The sequence below is a fragment of the Streptomyces sp. NPDC048269 genome, assembly GCF_040652395.1.
In the GTDB taxonomy this organism is placed as follows: domain Bacteria; phylum Actinomycetota; class Actinomycetes; order Streptomycetales; family Streptomycetaceae; genus Streptomyces.
The window spans coordinates 1-16,230 of the sequence record NZ_JBEZLW010000009.1 but is presented as its reverse complement, the minus strand read 5'-3'; the positions used below and the strand labels follow the sequence as shown (position 1 = coordinate 16,230).

At 70.1% G+C, this 16,230-nt stretch carries 13 protein-coding genes; 6 read left to right on the top strand and 7 right to left on the bottom strand.

Annotated features, from left to right (window positions below):
- Positions 1–28: 28 nt before the first annotated feature.
- The gene (locus tag AB0D48_RS12665; protein ID WP_362394404.1) at positions 29–1,207 is read left to right on the top strand and encodes a hypothetical protein; all 1,179 of its coding nucleotides are present in this window, start codon (positions 29–31) and stop codon (positions 1,205–1,207) included.
- A gap of 24 nt (positions 1,208–1,231) precedes the next feature.
- Here the strand turns inward: AB0D48_RS12665 and AB0D48_RS12660 are convergent, their stop codons facing one another.
- Both AB0D48_RS12660 and clpB read right to left on the bottom strand, forming a co-directional pair.
- Positions 1,232–1,777 (bottom strand): YbjN domain-containing protein, encoded by a 546-nt coding sequence (locus AB0D48_RS12660; RefSeq protein ID WP_362394946.1) that lies wholly within the window; start codon positions 1,775–1,777, stop codon positions 1,232–1,234.
- 133 nt (positions 1,778–1,910) lie between these two features.
- Complete coding sequence (gene clpB, locus AB0D48_RS12655; protein ID WP_362394401.1) at positions 1,911–4,496, bottom strand: ATP-dependent chaperone ClpB; 2,586 nt, start codon at positions 4,494–4,496, stop codon at positions 1,911–1,913.
- A 103-nt stretch (positions 4,497–4,599) separates the two neighbouring features.
- Between clpB and AB0D48_RS12650 the strand changes: the two genes are divergently transcribed.
- The gene (locus AB0D48_RS12650; RefSeq protein WP_362394398.1) at positions 4,600–5,013 is read left to right on the top strand and encodes a TIGR03618 family F420-dependent PPOX class oxidoreductase; all 414 of its coding nucleotides are present in this window, start codon (positions 4,600–4,602) and stop codon (positions 5,011–5,013) included.
- 146 nt (positions 5,014–5,159) lie between these two features.
- Here the strand turns inward: AB0D48_RS12650 and AB0D48_RS12645 are convergent, their stop codons facing one another.
- Entirely contained in the window at positions 5,160–5,474 is a 315-nt protein-coding gene (locus AB0D48_RS12645; protein ID WP_073917230.1) for a (2Fe-2S)-binding protein, read from the bottom strand.
- Positions 5,475–5,842: 368 nt separating this feature from the next.
- On the opposite strand from AB0D48_RS12645, the gene AB0D48_RS12640 reads away from it, so the two are divergent.
- Positions 5,843–6,835 (top strand): helix-turn-helix transcriptional regulator, encoded by a 993-nt coding sequence (locus AB0D48_RS12640; RefSeq protein ID WP_362394395.1) that lies wholly within the window; start codon positions 5,843–5,845, stop codon positions 6,833–6,835.
- Between the two features lie 78 nt (positions 6,836–6,913).
- Here the strand turns inward: AB0D48_RS12640 and AB0D48_RS12635 are convergent, their stop codons facing one another.
- From AB0D48_RS12635 to dnaK, 4 genes are read right to left on the bottom strand one after another with little or no spacing between them, the layout of a single operon-like run.
- A complete protein-coding gene (locus AB0D48_RS12635) occupies positions 6,914–7,375 on the bottom strand; it encodes a helix-turn-helix domain-containing protein (protein WP_362394393.1) in 462 nt (153 codons plus the stop codon).
- A gap of 1 nt (position 7,376) precedes the next feature.
- Positions 7,377–8,561, bottom strand: a complete 1,185-nt coding sequence (dnaJ, locus tag AB0D48_RS12630; RefSeq protein ID WP_362394390.1) for a molecular chaperone DnaJ — start codon at positions 8,559–8,561, stop codon at positions 7,377–7,379.
- A gap of 39 nt (positions 8,562–8,600) precedes the next feature.
- A complete protein-coding gene (gene grpE / locus AB0D48_RS12625) occupies positions 8,601–9,251 on the bottom strand; it encodes a nucleotide exchange factor GrpE (protein WP_362394387.1) in 651 nt (216 codons plus the stop codon).
- Positions 9,251–11,101, bottom strand: coding sequence for a molecular chaperone DnaK (gene dnaK, locus AB0D48_RS12620; RefSeq protein ID WP_362394384.1), 1,851 nt, complete (start codon positions 11,099–11,101; stop codon positions 9,251–9,253). Before dnaK ends, grpE begins: the two co-directional genes overlap by 1 nt.
- A gap of 311 nt (positions 11,102–11,412) precedes the next feature.
- Between dnaK and AB0D48_RS12615 the strand changes: the two genes are divergently transcribed.
- The 3 genes from AB0D48_RS12615 to AB0D48_RS12605 all read left to right on the top strand — a co-directional run.
- Positions 11,413–11,949 carry a sugar transferase gene (locus AB0D48_RS12615; RefSeq protein WP_362394382.1) on the top strand — a complete coding sequence of 179 codons (537 nt, stop codon included), beginning with the start codon at positions 11,413–11,415 and terminating at the stop codon, positions 11,947–11,949.
- Between the two features lie 110 nt (positions 11,950–12,059).
- Positions 12,060–14,654, top strand: coding sequence for a (Fe-S)-binding protein (locus AB0D48_RS12610; protein WP_362394379.1), 2,595 nt, complete (start codon positions 12,060–12,062; stop codon positions 14,652–14,654).
- Positions 14,655–15,272: 618 nt separating this feature from the next.
- Positions 15,273–16,230 (top strand): Yip1 family protein (locus AB0D48_RS12605; RefSeq protein ID WP_362394376.1); only part of this gene is annotated, 958 nt, incomplete at its 3' end.

Genomic DNA, 16,230 nt, shown 5'->3' with positions numbered 1-16,230 from the left:
CTCACGAAGAGCGGGAAAGTCGGGATACATGGCAACGGGCAGAGCCTCCGTGTCCGGGTCCCCCCTGGAGATCCGCGCGGTCAGGGCGGTCCGCTCGGCCGCCCCGCCGACGGTCCTCGCGCTCGGAGTGTTCACCGCCGTACGCGGCGCCGGGGTACTGGTCCTCACCCTCGGCTCCTGGTGGGCCGGGCGGGATCCGCTCCGGGTGCTCGGCGCCTCCTGGGACTCCGCCTGGTACCTGGGGATCGCCTCCCACGGCTACGGCCGGACCCTGATGTGGCCCGAGACCGGCTCCATCCAGAGCGACTACGCCTTCTTCCCGCTCTACCCGGCGCTGATACGGCTCGTCGCCGCCGTCCTGCCCGGCGGCCTCGTGCCCGCCGGGATCCTCGTCGCCTGGCTCTGCGCCGCCGCTGCCGCCGTCGGGGTCTACCGGATCGGGGAGCGGGTGATCGGCCCGCGCGCCGGCCTGATCCTCGTGGGGCTGTGGGCGGCGCTGCCGCACGCCGTGGTGCTGACCCTGGCCTACACGGAGGCGCTGCTGGCCGCCCTCGCCGCCTGGGCGCTCCTCGCCCTGCTGCGGGAGCGCTGGACGTGGGCGGCCGGCCTGGCCGTGCTCGCCGGGCTGACCCGGCCCACGGGGCTGGCCGTCGCCGCCGCCGTCTCGGCCACGGCCCTGTACGCCGTCCTCGTACGCGGGTCCCGCGCGCCCGGGGTGTGGGTGGCCGGGCTGGTGGCCCCGGCGGGCTGGGCCGCGTACGTCCTGGCCGTCGGGGTGCGGACGGGCGATCCCCTCGGCGGTTACTTCACCGTGCAGCGACGCTGGGGCTCCCGCTTCGACTTCGGCGAAGGCGCGCTGCGCTCCGCCGAGCGGGTGCTGACCGGCGGGCACGTGCCGCTCGCCACCACCGTGACCGTGGTGCTGCTGGCCGCGGCCGGGCTGCTGGCGGTCCTGCTGGTGCTGGACCGGACCCCGCTGCCGCTGCTCGCGTACACCGCGGTGCTGCTGGTGATCGCCTACGGCGGGGCCGGCTTCTTCGAGTCGAAGCCGCGTTTCCTGCTCCCGGCCTTCCCGCTGTTGCTGCCGGTGGCGGCCGTCATGGCGGGAGCCCGGCCCCGCACCGCGGTCGTGGTGACCGCGGTGCTGGCCGGGCTCGGTTACGGCTACGGGCTGTACCTGCTGCTCGTGGCGCGCGTACCGCTGTAAGCGGACTGGGATGGGGACGGTCGACTACTGGCTGTCGTCGCCGTTCTTGTCGTCGTCGCCGTCGGCGGAGTCGATCTCCTTCTCCAGGCCGAACTGCTCGACGAGCCACTTGTCGAACTCGATGGAGGCGCGGACCCAGCTGACCGTGGAGGACACGAAGTGCTCCAGGTTGACGCCGGTGCCGATCAGCATCTGCGCCTCACCGATCAGCCGGACCGAGCCGTCGTCGTGGGTGTGGCTGTAGACCTTCGGCCACAGGGTGCGGCGGTTCCAGTCGTCGATCGATTCGAGAAGCTGCGGCTTCTCCTCGATCTTGTGCGGACGGTCGTAGAAGGTCCGCACCGAGAAAACCTGCTGCTCGTCCTCGCCGCGGAACATGAAGTACGTGCGGAACTCCTCCCACGGCGCCGCGAGGTCACCCTCGTCGTCGACGACGTACTTGAGCTCCATCTGCTCCAGCAGCTGCTTGACCAGATCCTGGTCGGGGACGACGGGGCCCGCCGGTCCTGTGGCCTGCGGATCGGGCTGCTGCCCTCCGAAGTTCGGAATCGAGGCCGGGTCGATGCTCACCGTGTACTTCCCTTCGTGCGGATACATGCATCCTCCCCCATCCCGCCCACCCCATGTCCAGCCCGGCGGCCACGATCCGCTCCGGGCGGACAGGAGGTCGTCCGCCGAAAGGGGCATGTGGGCCCGGCGCCCGCTAGAGGGCCTTGCCCACCAGCAGGTCCTCGCCCGCCACGTCGACCCGTACGGTGTCGCCGTCCCTGACCTCGCCGGAGAGGATCTCCTTCGCGAGACGGTCGCCGATCGCCGTCTGGATCAGGCGGCGCAGCGGCCGGGCACCGTACGCCGGGTCGTTGCCCTTGTCCGCCAGCCAGGCCAGGGCCTCGGGCGTGACCTCCAGGGTCAGCCGCCGGTCGGCCAGCCGGGCCGCCAGGCGGTCGATCTGGAGCCGCGCGATGTGCGCCAGCTCGTCCTCGGACAGCGCGGAGAAGACCACCGTGTCGTCCAGCCGGTTCAGGAACTCCGGCTTGAAGCTCGCCCTGACCACGTCCAGCACCTGCTGCTTCTTCTCTTCCACAGGTGTGGACGGATTCATCAGGAACTGGCTGCCCAGGTTCGACGTGAGGACCAGGATGGTGTTGCGGAAGTCCACCGTGCGGCCCTGGCCGTCCGTGAGGCGGCCGTCGTCCAGGACCTGGAGCAGGATGTCGAAGACCTCGGGATGGGCCTTCTCGACCTCGTCCAGGAGCACCACGCTGTACGGGCGGCGGCGCACGGCCTCGGTGAGCTGGCCGCCCTCCTCGTAGCCGACGTAGCCGGGCGGGGCACCGACGAGGCGGGCCACGCTGTGCTTCTCGCCGTACTCGGACATGTCGATGCGGACCATGGCCCGCTCGTCGTCGAACAGGAAGTCCGCGAGCGCCTTGGCCAGCTCGGTCTTGCCGACGCCCGTCGGGCCCAGGAAGAGGAAGGAGCCGGTCGGGCGGTCCGGGTCGGCGATCCCGGCGCGGGTGCGGCGTACGGCGTCGGAGACGGCCCGGACGGCCTCCTGCTGGCCGATCAGGCGGCGGCCCAGCTCGTCCTCCATGCGGAGCAGCTTCTGGGTCTCGCCCTCCAGCAGCCGGCCCGCCGGGATGCCGGTCCAGGCACCGACCACGTCCGCGATGTCGTCCGGGCCGACCTCGTCCTTGACCATCGTGTCGCGGGCGACCTCGGCCTCGGCCTCGGTGGCCTCCGCCAGCTCGCGCTCCAGGGTCGGGATCTCCCCGTAGAGCAGCTTGGAGGCGGTGTCGAAGTCCCCGTCGCGCTGGGCCCGCTCGGCCTGGCCGCGCAGGTCGTCCAGCCGCTCCTTGAGCTCGCCGACGCGGTTGAGGGACTGCTTCTCCTTCTCCCAGCGGGCGGTCAGGCCGCGCAGCTCCTCCTCCTTGTCCGCGAGGTCCTTGCGGATCTTGTCGAGGCGCTCGCGCGAGGCCGGGTCCGACTCGTTCTTCAGCGCCAGCTCCTCCATCCGCAGCCGGTCCACCGAGCGCTGGAGTTCGTCGATCTCCAGCGGTGAGGAGTCGATCTCCATGCGCAGCCGGGACGCCGCCTCGTCGACGAGGTCGATGGCCTTGTCGGGGAGGAAGCGGGAGGTGATGTACCGGTCGGAGAGGGTCGCGGCCGCGACGAGCGCGCTGTCGTTGATGACGACCTTGTGGTGGGCCTCGTAGCGGCCCTTGAGCCCGCGCAGGATGGCGATGGTGTCCTCGACGGACGGCTCGGCGACCAGCACCTGCTGGAAGCGCCGCTCCAGCGCCGGGTCCTTCTCGATGCGCTCGCGGTACTCGTCGAGGGTGGTCGCGCCGACCATGCGCAGCTCGCCGCGGGCCAGCATGGGCTTGAGCATGTTGCCCGCGTCCATGGCGGAGTCGCCGCCGGCGCCCGCGCCGACGACCGTGTGCAGCTCGTCGATGAAGGTGATGATCTGGCCGTCGCTCGACTTGATCTCGGCGAGGACGGTCTTCAGCCGCTCCTCGAACTCGCCGCGGTACTTGGCACCCGCGACCATGGCTCCGAGGTCCAGGGCGACGAGCCGCTTGTTCTTCAGGGACTCGGGGACGTCGCCCTTGACGATGCGCTGGGCCAGGCCCTCGACGACGGCCGTCTTGCCGACGCCGGGCTCGCCGATGAGCACCGGGTTGTTCTTCGTACGGCGCGAGAGCACCTGGACGACGCGGCGGATCTCGTGGTCGCGGCCGATGACCGGGTCGAGCTTGCCCTCGCGGGCGGCCGCCGTGAAGTCGGTGCCGAACTTCTCCAGCGCCTTGTACTGACCCTCGGGGTCGGGGGTGGTCACCCGCCGCCCTCCTCGCGCGTTCTCGAAGGCGTCCAGCAGCTTCTTCGCGCTCGCCCCCTGGGTGGACAGGACCTCACCGGCCGCGCCGCCCTTGGCGGCGATGGCGATGAGCAGGTGTTCGGTGGAGAGGTAGTCGTCGCCGAGCTTGCCCGCCTGGGCGTCGGCCTCGGCGAGCACGGCGAGCAGGTCGCGGGTGGGCTGCGGGGGCGCGACCGTCGAGCCGGTGACGCTGGGCAGGGCGGCCAGCAGCCGCTCCGCGCCGGCGCGCACGGCGGCCTGGTCGACGTCCGAGGCCGCGAGGAGGTCGGTGATGTTCTCGTTGTCCTCGCCGGCGAGGAGCGCCAGCAACAGGTGCGCGGGGGTCAGATCGGCATGGCCGTCCTTGACGGCCCTGCTGGTGGCCGCGTTCAGCGCGTCCCGGCTCTTGTTGGTCAGCTCGGCGTCCACGGTGCGGTTTCTCCTCTCCGGAGGGATGGCAGAACTATGACAGAAACAACCTACGCAAAGTTGAGTCTATTCCACTCAAGGCAGGAGTCGTACCCTTCGGGCCATGTCCCATGACGTACTCAACCCGACGCCCGAGTACCTCGCCTTCTGGCGGGAACGGCACGTCTGCACGCTGACCACGCCCCGCCCCGACGGCACGCCCCACGTGGTGCCCGTGGGCGTGACGTACGACCCGGAGGCCGGCCTGGCCCGGGTGATCAGCAACAAGCACAGCAAGAAGGTCCGCAACATCCTGGCGGCCCAGGCCGGGCAGCCGGGCGGGGCGCGGGTCGCGGTGTGCCAGATGGAAGGACGCCGCTGGGCCACCCTGGAGGGGCGCGCGGTGATCCGTACGGACGAGGCGGCGGTCGCCGACGCCGTGGCGCGCTACGCGGAGCGCTACGGGCGGATGCCCTCACCCAATCCCGACCGGGTGGTCATGGAGATCACACTGGACCGGGCCATGGGACGCGCCTGAAATCGTTGAATTCTCATCCGGTCCCGCATCTTGTCCGGTCAGCGACTGGACGCGGACATCACAACGGCGCCATCGTGGTCAGGTCCACGATGGCGCCGTTGTGTGGGGGTAGCGCCTGAGCGATCTGCAACGACGGGGGAATCGCTTCAGGCACTGCGGGGGGTGGCAGTGGTGATATCGGGTTCGAAGAGCTGGTGATCGCGCTGATCAAGATTGACGAAGACCATTCCGTAGCGCACCTCGCAGCGGACGGGCTGCGGCGCGCCCCGCGGGCGGCGCAGGCACCGGTAGGCACGTACGTCCTCGTCCTCCTCGCGCACGACGACGATCGGTTGGCCGAACAGGGTGACCATCAGCGAGTCCCCGGGGTACGGGATCGCCGTGGCCAGGTCGATGAACTGCCATCCCGACCGGTAAGCGGAGGCCATTTCGCGGCGGAAGCCGCGGTCGTCGGGGGTCATGCGTCCGAAGACTTCCCACCCACAGCCGGCTCGGGTGCGGGGCCCCAGCCGCTGTCGGCCAGGACCGTACCCCAACCACTGTCGCTCGTGCCGGTGACACCGGCCCCCCAACCGCTGTCGACGGACGCGCCGCCCCAGCTGGTCTGCGCGAGCGAGATTCCACCGACAGCAGCGGCCGTAGAGAGAGCAATGGCAGCCACCGAGCGAAGCAATTTCTTGTACATGGTCGACGTTGTCCTCACTTGATGGATTCCTCTCCCCCGCATCTCAGACGATGACTTATCGAGCCACGCCATTGCCACCGTGGCGATGCATCATGTTCCTGTACATGCAGGACCCTGGGGGTGGGAGATTTGCCGATTATGCGGATGAACCAGACACATCCCCACGCGGTGACGGACCTGTGCGACCTCGGCGCCGAGTTGTACGCGAGCGCGCTCAGCTCCGGCCGCATAGCCCGCGAAGAGGTCGAGCAGACGCCCTGCCTGCTGGAATTCGCCCTGCTGCACCCTGACCCAGACGACGACAACTGGCTTCGTCCGGTTCCACCTTCGGTGGCTCTCGCACAGCGGCTGCACCCACTGGAACGGGAGATCCTGCAGCGCCGGCGCTCTTCCATCGAGCTCACCGAAGCGTTTGAGCCATTCATGGCCATCAGCGCGCTGACTCCCGCCCCCACGCATGCGATCACCGTGCTGGAGGGATTCAACAGGATCAACGCGGCCCTCAATGTGGCCACCGCCGAATGCCAGGCGGAAATGCTCACCATCCAGCCGGGCGGCGGGCGTTCCGAGAACATTCTGAATCAGGCGATAGAGCGGGACCAGCCGCTCATCCGGCGCGGCGTCAGCATGCGCACCCTCTACCAGCACACGGTGCGGCACAGCCGCGGCACGATGGCCTACGTCGACCGGATGGCCAGCGGCAAGGTCGAGATCCGGACGCTGGAGGAGCTGGTCGAGCGACTCATCATCTGCGACGAATCGGTCGCCTTCATCCCCGCCAGCGACGACCAGCAGATCGCCCTGGAACTGCGGCACCCGGCGCTCGTCCGCTACCTGGCCCGCGTCTTCGAGCAGTTGTGGCGCCGGGCCACACCGCTCAACGAGCAGATTCCGTACGATCCGACGCCCTCGGGGATCTCGGGCGTGCAGCGCTCCATCGCCCAACTCCTCGTCGAGGGGCACGTGGACGAGGCCATCGCGCGCCGCCTGGGCATGAACGTACGGACCTGCCGCGCGCACATCGCCAAGCTGGCCTCCGCCCTGGGCAGCGGCAGCCGGGCCCAACTCGGCTTCCTCATCGCCCAGTCGGGGATCCTGGGCCAGGTATCGGGGCCCTCGCGCGAGCCGCAGCTCTGACCCGGCGGGGGACCGCGTACGACCACACACGTGAAGGCCCCGCCCGGCAAGCCGGACGGGGCCTTCGCGTCGACGCTGTCAGTCCATCGGGCGCTTGGGACGCCACACGACCAGTGCGTTGCCCGGCACCGGCGGCTGGTACTTGACCAGGTCGCGCCGGTAGGAGGCGTGCACCTGGGCCTCGCGGGCCTGGAGCGTGGCCGCTGCGCCGTCCACCGCTGCGGAGAGCTCGGCCACGCGCTGCTGGAGCGCGGCGACCTGGTTCTCCAGCTCGATGATCCGCTTGATTCCCGCCAGGTTGATGCCCTCGTCCTGGGACAGCGCCTGCACCGTGCGGAGCAGCTCGATGTCACGGGCCGAGTAGCGCCGGCCGCGGCCGGCCGTACGGTCCGGGGAGACCAGGCCGAGACGGTCGTACTGGCGGAGGGTCTGCGGATGCAGGCCCGAGAGCTGGGCGGCCACCGAGATCACGTAGACCGGCGTCTCGTCGGTGAGCTGGTAAGCGCCACCCAATCGGGACTGTCGTCGGCGGCCGTCCATGTCATGCTCCCTTCGCGGACTCGAACAGCGCGGAACGCGGGTCCTGCGACCCCATCGCCTCGCGGTACATCTCCAGCGCCTCGCGGGCCTTGTCCGACAGCTCGGTCGGGACCGCGACCTCCACCGTCACCAGCAGATCGCCGCGGGTGCCGTCCTTGCGGACCGCTCCCTTGCCGCGGGCCCGCATCGTGCGGCCGTTCGGGGTGCCCGGCGGCAGCTTCAGCGTCACCGAGGGGCCGTTCAGGGTCGGGACCTTGATGTCGGCGCCCAGCGCCGCCTCCGCGAACGTCACCGGGACGGTCACCGTCAGGTTGTCGTCCTTGCGGCCGAACACCGGGTGGGAGTCGACGTGCACGACCACGTACAGGTCACCGCCGGGACCGCCGCGCTCGCCCGGCGCGCCCTTGCCGCGCAGCCGGATCCGCTGGCCGTCGGAGACGCCCGCCGGGATGCGGACCTGCATGGTGCGCGAGCTGCGGGCACGCCCGCTGCCCTTGCACACGTCGCAGGGGGTCTCGGCGATCAGGCCGCGGCCCTTGCAGTCCGCGCAGGGATCGGTCAGCGAGAACCCGCCGCCACTGCCCCGCGAGACCTGGCCGGTGCCGACACAGGTCGGGCACACCCGGGGGGTGCCGTTCTTGTCGCCGGTGCCAGAACAGGCCTTGCAGGGGGCCTGGGAGGACATCCGGAGCGGGACCGTGGCCCCGTCCACCGCCTCCGTGAAGGAGAGCGTGACCTCCGACTCGATGTCCTGGCCGCGGCGGGGCTGGGTACGGGTTCCCGCACCCGGCCCGGCGCCGCGGTTGAACAGGCCGCCGAACACGTCACCCAGGCCGCCGCCGAAGCCACCCGCGCCACCGGCACCCGGCTGGGCGCCGCCGAACAGGTCGCCGAGGTCGAAGTTGAACGAGCCGCCGGCCCCGCCCGGCCCGGGGCGGAAGCCACCGTTGCCGAACAGGGCGCGCGCCTCGTCGTACTCCTTGCGCTTCTTCGCGTCGCCGAGGATGTCGTTCGCCTCGGAGACCTCCTTGAAGCGCTCCTCGGCGGAGGCGTCGCCCTTGTTGGCGTCCGGGTGGAACTCGCGTGCGAGCTTCCGGTACGCCTTCTTGATCTCGGCCTCGGTGGCGTCCTTCGGGACACCGAGGACCTTGTAGTAGTCCTTCTCGACGAAGTCCTTCGTGCTCATCCCCGGTGTCCCTCCTCTCGTACCTCTACTGGTTCAACATCAGCCCTTGTCGGGGGCATCCGTGTCCTTGTCCGACGGCGTGTCGGCCTCGGCCGACTCGGACTTGGGGGCCGCGCCCGGCTGGGGCTCGGCCACCGCGACCCGCGCGGGGCGGATCGTGCGCTCGCCGATCCGGTACCCCGGCTGCAGGATCGCCACGCAGGTCGTCTCGGTGACGTCCGGCGCGTACGAGTGCATCAGGGCCTCGTGGATCGTCGGGTCGAAGGGCTCGCCCTCCTTGCCGAACTGCTGCAGACCCATCTTGGCGGCGACCGTCTCCAGCGATTCGGCCACCGACTTGAAGCCGCCGACCAGCTCGCCATGCTCCCGCGCCCGGCCGATGTCGTCCAGGGTCGGGAGCAGCTCGCTCAGGAGGGACGCGACCGCGATCTCCTTGACGGTGATCCGGTCCCGCTCCACCCGGCGGCGGTAGTTCTGGTACTCGGCCTGGAGCCGCTGGAGGTCCGTGGTGCGCTCACCGAGCGCCGTACGGGCCTGGTCCAGCTGCGCCAGCAGGGCCACATCCGGTGTGGAGTCCCCGGCCGGGGCCGCCGCCTCCTCCTGGGCGGAGTCGGCGGCCTTCGGCTCGTCGGGCGTGCCGTCGACGGGGACGTCGGGCTTCTCCTCGAAGCCCGGGGTCTCCTCCGACATCAGGCAGCGCCGCCCTTCGGCTTCTCGTCGTCGACGATCTCGGCGTCGACGACGTCGTCGTCGGCCTTCGCCTGGTCCGCGTCACCGGCAGGGGCGCCGGCGGCGCCCTGCGCGGCCTGGGCGTCGGCGTAGATGGCCTGGCCGAGCTTCTGGCTGACCGCGGCGAGCTTCTCGGTCGCGGTACGGATCTCGGCGGTGTCCTCGCCCTTGAGCTTTTCCTTCAGCTCGGTGACGGCGGCCTCGACCTCGGTCTTGACCTCGGCCGGGACCTTGTCCTCGTTGTCCTTGACGAACTTCTCCGTCTGGTAGACGAGCTGCTCGCCCTGGTTGCGGGACTCGGCCGCCTCCTTGCGGCGCAGGTCCTCGTCCGCGTACTGCTCCGCCTCCTGGCGCATGCGGTCGACCTCGTCCTTGCCGAGCGAGGAGCCGCCGGTGACGGTCATCTTCTGCTCCTTGCCCGTGCCGAGGTCCTTGGCCGTGACGTGCATGATGCCGTTCGCGTCGATGTCGAAGGAGACCTCGATCTGCGGGACGCCACGCGGGGCCGGCGGCAGGCCGGTCAGCTCGAACATGCCGAGCTTCTTGTTGTACGCCGCGATCTCGCGCTCACCCTGGTAGACCTGGATCTGCACGGACGGCTGGTTGTCCTCGGCCGTCGTGAAGATCTCCGACCGCTTGGTCGGGATCGTGGTGTTGCGCTCGATGAGCTTGGTCATGATGCCGCCCTTGGTCTCGATGCCCAGGGACAGCGGGGTCACGTCGAGGAGCAGGACGTCCTTGACCTCACCCTTGAGCACACCGGCCTGGAGGGTGGCGCCGATGGCGACGACCTCGTCCGGGTTGACGCCCTTGTTGGCGTCCTGACCGCCGGTGAGCTCCTTGACGAGCTCGGCGACGGCCGGCATACGGGTGGAGCCGCCGACCAGGACCACGTGGTCGATCTCGGACAGGTTGATGCCCGCGTCCTTGATGACGTTGTGGAACGGGGTCTTGCAGCGGTCGAGCAGGTCCGCGGTCAGCTGCTGGAACTGCGAGCGCGTGAGCTTCTCGTCCAGGTGCAGCGGGCCCTCGGCGGAGGCCGTGATGTAGGGCAGGTTGATCGAGGTCTCCGTGGAGGAGGACAGCTCGATCTTCGCCTTCTCGGCGGCCTCGCGCAGACGCTGGAGCGCCATCTTGTCCTTGGACAGGTCGACGCCGTGGCCGTTCTGGAACTGCTTCACGAGGTAGTCGACGACGCGCTGGTCCCAGTCGTCGCCACCGAGGTGGTTGTCACCGTTGGTGGCCTTGACCTCGACGACACCGTCACCGATCTCCAGGAGCGACACGTCGAAGGTGCCGCCACCGAGGTCGAAGACGAGGATGGTCTGGTCGTCCTTGTCGAGACCGTAGGCCAGGGCGGCGGCGGTCGGCTCGTTGACGATGCGCAGGACGTTGAGGCCCGCGATCTCACCGGCCTCCTTCGTCGCCTGACGCTCGGAGTCGTTGAAGTAGGCCGGGACGGTGATGACCGCGTCCGTGACCTTCTCACCCAGGTACGCCTCGGCGTCGCGCTTCAGCTTCTGCAGGATGAAGGCGCTCATCTGCTGCGGGTTGAAGTCCTTGCCATCCAGGTTGATCTTCCAGTCAGTGCCCATGTGGCGCTTGACGGAGCGGATGGTCCGGTCCACGTTCGTGACCGCCTGGCGCTTGGCCACCTCGCCGACGAGGACCTCGCCGTTCTTGGCGAAGGCGACGACGGACGGCGTGGTCCTGGCGCCCTCGGCGTTGGTGATGACGGTGGGCTCGCCGCCTTCCAGAACGCTGACGACGGAGTTAGTGGTGCCCAGGTCGATGCCGACCGCACGTGCCATTTTGATTTCCTCCAGCTGACTTGAGTGGAACAGACTCAACCATGCCGTACCGCCGCGCCGGCGTCAACAGAGCTGAGTCACATGGACTCAACCTTTAGGTCGCACTTACGCGCAACCCAGCCCGCTTCACGGCAGCGAGACGCGGGCACGGGGGCCCTGCGATCCCGGACTTTCAGCCCCGTCGACGATTCGAGGCGCGGGGTCCGGGGCGCGGCGTGGAACGGAGCCCCGGCGGCGGCGCAGCACCCGAACGGGTCACCGCCGCCGCGCGGCACCCGGGCACCGCCGGAGGCATGCGGCACGGTGCTGGCATGCCTCTGCTGCTGCCCCTCCCTGCCCGGTCAGGGCTCCGGCCGGCCGGGCCCTCGGCCAAGCGGGTGGTCGACCTCGCCGGGGCGGTGACCCTGCTCCTCCTGCTCGGCCCACCGCTGCTGCTGGCGGCAGGGCTGCTCTACGCGACCCAGGGCGGCCGTGCCTTCGTCCGGGAACCGGCGGCAGGCCTGGCCGGACGCCCCTTCCGGGCCTGGCGCCTCCGCACGGAGGGCGCCGGCCGCCTCGGCGCCGCCCTGGAGCGCTGCGCCCTCGACTCGACGCCCCAGCTGCTCAATGTGCTGCGCGGCGAGATGTCCCTGGTCGGTCCGCGGCCGGGACCCCGCACGGACCGGGCCGACCGGCTCCTCGTACGGCCCGGAATGACCGGCTTGTGGCAGGTGAGCGCGCGCTCCGACCTCCCCTGGGAGGAGATGGCCCTGCTCGACCGGCATTATGTGGAGAACCACTGGCTGGGGATGGACCTGGCGATCCTGGCGCAGACGCCGCGGGCGGCCTACCGTCATAGGCAAGCCTGAGCGACACAGATCACCGCACGCTCGGCTACATTGCGGCGCCGGAACTGGGTAACCTCAAGCCTTGACTACATAAGTTACCGCTTAGTAAGTGCCGCCCGAGGAGCCCTTCCATGCAACTCGCCGCGATCATCGTGTCGCTGGTCATCACGGTGGTAGCCGTCGCGCTGTTCGGCCGTGCCGTCGCGCAGATCTACCACTTCGTGCGCCTCGGCCAGCCAGTGCCCGCAGGCACGCGCACCGGCGACCCCACGCAGCGCACCATCACGCTGGCCAAGGAGTTCCTCGGCCACACCCGCATGAACCGTTGGGGCATCGTCGGGGTGGCGCACTGGTTCGTGGCGGTGGGCTTCTTCTCGCTGCTGCTGACCATCGTCAACGCCTTCGGCCAGCTCTTCCAGGCCGACTGGCTGATCCCGATCATCGGTGACTGGCTGCCGTACGAGATCTTCACCGAGTTCCTCGGTCTCATGACCGTGCTCGGCATCCTGACCCTGATCGTGATCCGGCAGCTGAGCCGGCCGGGCAGGGCGGGACGCAAGTCCCGCTTCACGGGCTCCAAGACGGGCCAGGCGTACTTCGTCGAGGCCGTCATCCTGATCGTCGGCGTCTGCATCATGACGCTGCGCGCACTGGAGGGGGCCCTGCACGGCGTCGACGGCTGGGAGCCCGGCTTCTTCGCCTCGTACCCACTGATCGCCGCCTTCGACGGGCTGAGCCTGAGCACGCTGCAGTACCTCACCTACTTCTTCGCGGCGCTCAAGATCGTCACGTCCTTCACCTGGATGATCACGGTCTCGCTCAACACCAACATGGGTGTCGCCTGGCACCGCTTCCTCGGCTTCCCGAACATCTGGTTCAAGCGGAACGCCGACGGCTCGACGGCGCTCGGCGCCCTCCAGCCGATGACCAGCGGTGGCAAGGAGATCGACTTCGAGGACCCGGGCGAGGACGACGTCTTCGGCGTCTCCCAGGTCGAGCAGTTCTCCTGGAAGGGCATCCTCGACTTCTCCACCTGCACCGAGTGCGGTCGCTGCCAGTCGCAGTGCCCCGCCTGGAACACGGGCAAGCCGCTGTCCCCGAAGCTCCTGATCATGTCGCTGCGCGACCACGCGCACGCCAAGGCCCCGTACCTGCTCGCAGGCGGCGGCAAGGACATGGAGGGCAACGAGAAGGCCACGGCGGAACAGCTGAAGGACGTCCCGGCATCGGCCATCGCCGAGGCCGAGCGCCCGCTGATCGGCACCGCCGAGGAGAACGGCGTCATCGACCCGGACGTGCTGTGGTCCTGCACGACCTGCGGTGCGTGCGTCGAGCAGTGCCCGGTCGACATCGAGCACATCGACCACATCGTCGACATGCGCCGCTACCAGGTGATGATCGAGAGCGCGTTCCCGTCCGAGGCGGGCACGATGCTCAAGAACCTGGAGAAGAAGGGCAACCCCTGGGGCCTGGCCAAGAAGCAGCGCGTCGAGTGGACCAAGGAGGTCGACTTCGAGGTCCCGATCATCGGGAAGGACGCGGAGGACCTCTCGGAGTTCGACTACCTGTACTGGGTCGGCTGCGCGGGCGCCCTGGAGGACCGGGCCAAGAAGACCACGAAGGCCTTCGCGGAGCTGCTGAACATCGCGGGCGTCAAGTTCGCGATCATGGGTGGCGACGAGAAGTGCACCGGTGACTCGCCGCGCCGCCTGGGCAACGAGCCGCTGTTCCAGCAGCTGGGACAGGAGAACGTGGCCATGCTGAACATGGCCTTCGGCGAGGACGACGAGGACCCGTCGACGAAGAAGCCGAAGTCGGCGAAGCGGATCGTCTCGACCTGCCCGCACTGCTTCAACACCATCGCGAACGAGTACCCGCAGCTGGGCGGCGAGTACGAGGTCATCCACCACACGCAGCTGCTCCAGCACCTGATCGACGAGGGCCGGCTGACGCCGGTGACCCCGGTCGACGGGCTGATCACGTACCACGACCCGTGCTACCTGGGCCGGCACAACAAGGTCTACACGCCGCCGCGCGAGATCATGTCGGCCGTGCCGGGCCTGCGTCAGCAGGAGATGCACCGCCACAAGGAGCGGGGCTTCTGCTGTGGCGCCGGTGGCGCGCGGATGTGGATGGAGGAGCGGATCGGCAAGCGCATCAACAACGAGCGTGTCGACGAGGCGCTGTCCCTGAACCCGGACATCGTGTCGACGGCGTGCCCGTTCTGCCTGGTGATGCTGACCGACTCGGTGAACGGCAAGAAGAACGAGGGCCAGGCCAAGGAGTCCGTGCAGGTCGTGGACGTGGCCCAGCTGCTGCTGGAGTCGGTCAAGACCCCGGGCCCGACGGAGGCGGAGCTCGCCGCCGAGGCGGAGGCCGAGGCAGAGGCCGCTGCGGCCGCCGCTGCGGCGGAGGCCGAGGTCAAGGCGAAGGCGGAAGCCGAGGCCAAGGCGGCCGAGGAGGCCAAGGCGGCCGAGGAGGCCAAGGCGAAGGCCGAAGCCGAGGCGAAGGCCAAGGCGGAAGCCGAGGCCAAGGCGGAAGCCGAAGCGAAGGCCAAGGCCGAGGCGAAGGCCGAAGCCGAGGCGGAGGCGGCTCCGGAGGCCGGGGCGGAGAGCCCGGCCGAGCCGGAGGCCGGGGCGGCTGAGGCCGAGAGCGCGGCGAAGCCCGAGGCCGAGCCGAAGGCGGCCGAGGCCGAGCCCGAGGCGAAGCCCGAGAACGCCAAGTAGTCCCTGGTGACCAAGTAGTCCCTGGCGACCCGTCACGACGGAACGGCCGGTCCCCCACTCGGGGGGGCCGGCCGTTCCGTCGTGTCACCTCCTCTCAGCCCCCGTCCCCCGTACGGTTCCCGCGGAGCACCGCGAAGCCGAGCGCGGCCGAGCCCGGCCGCGCCCACCTCGGCCATCCCGCCGCCCGCGGCGACGACCGCCGGGGTTCGGGCCGTTCGCCTCGAAGTGGCCGTCGCCGATCTCGCAGACCTTGGCGACGGAGCTATCCGCGAGCTTCACGGTGGTGCCGTACGCCCATACCCCCGGCTCGACCTGCGGCTTCGTCGGCGGTGCGACCGGCGGGCTCATGGGCGCTCACGGGCGGAACGGACCGGTCCACCGAAGGTTCGACGGGCGTCTCGACCGACGGGTCCACCGAAGGCCGCTCGAGCCGGGCAGCGCCTCCGGCTCCGGGGCGGCCGGGGAGCCCGCGCAGGCGGATCGGGCCGACAGGACACCACGCGGGGGTGAGGACAACCCCCCGGGGTTCCCCTAGGGGATGTCACAGGTCAGCCGCAAAGGCCGCCTGTTCCGGCCGCCCGTCCACGGCGGCCCGCAGGACCGGGTACTTTCGATCACGTGGCTGGATTCAGGATCGGACGCGGCCGGGACAACAACCGCACCCCGCAACAACCCCCGCGGCAGCAGCCGTACGGACAGCAGCAACCGCCGCCGTACGGCCAGCAGCCCTACCCTCCCGCAGGCTCGCCACCGCAGCAGCAGTGGCCGCAGCCGGGACCCGGGGGGCACGGCGAGCCCGAGTACTTCGACCCGTACGGACAGCAGCAGCCTCCAGAGGCGCAGCAGCCCCCGTACGGCCACGGCGGGCACGGCGGCTACACCAACGACAACCCCGGGCACACGCAGGTCTTCGCCGTCGGCGAGGACCCGTACAGCCAGGGCGCGACGTACCAGGCGGGAGCGGCCGCTCCGGCCGGCCCGCGGCTGCCGTGGAAGGAACTGCTCCGCGGCATCGTGATGCGGCCGGGGCAGACGTTCCTGCAGATGCGCGACTACACCGTCTGGGGGCCGGCGCTGATCGTGACCTTCCTCTACGGGCTCCTCGCGGTCTTCGGCCTCGACGACGCCCGCGAGGACGTGATCAACGCGACCCTCGCCCAGGCCGTCCCGATCGTCCTCTCCACCGGCGTGGCCTTCGTCATCTGCGGGCTGCTCCTGGGCGCGGTCACGCACACCCTGGCCCGCCAGATGGGCGGCGACGGATCGTGGCAGCCCACCGTGGGCCTGTCGATGCTGGTCATGTCGCTGACGGATGCCCCGCGGCTGCTCTTCGCCGTGTTCCTGGGCGGCGACAACGGCGTGGTCCAGGTCCTGGGCTGGGCAACCTGGGTGGCGGCGGGCTTCCTGTTCACGTCCCTGGTGGCCAGGTCGCACGACCTGCCGTGGCCGAAGGCGCTGGGCGCGTCCGCGATCCAGCTGATCGCCCTGCTGTCGATCATCATTGGAGCGCGGGCTACGCTCCCTGCGATACGTCGAGAAATAGGAGCTGGGCACATGGCACGACGCGGGATTCTGG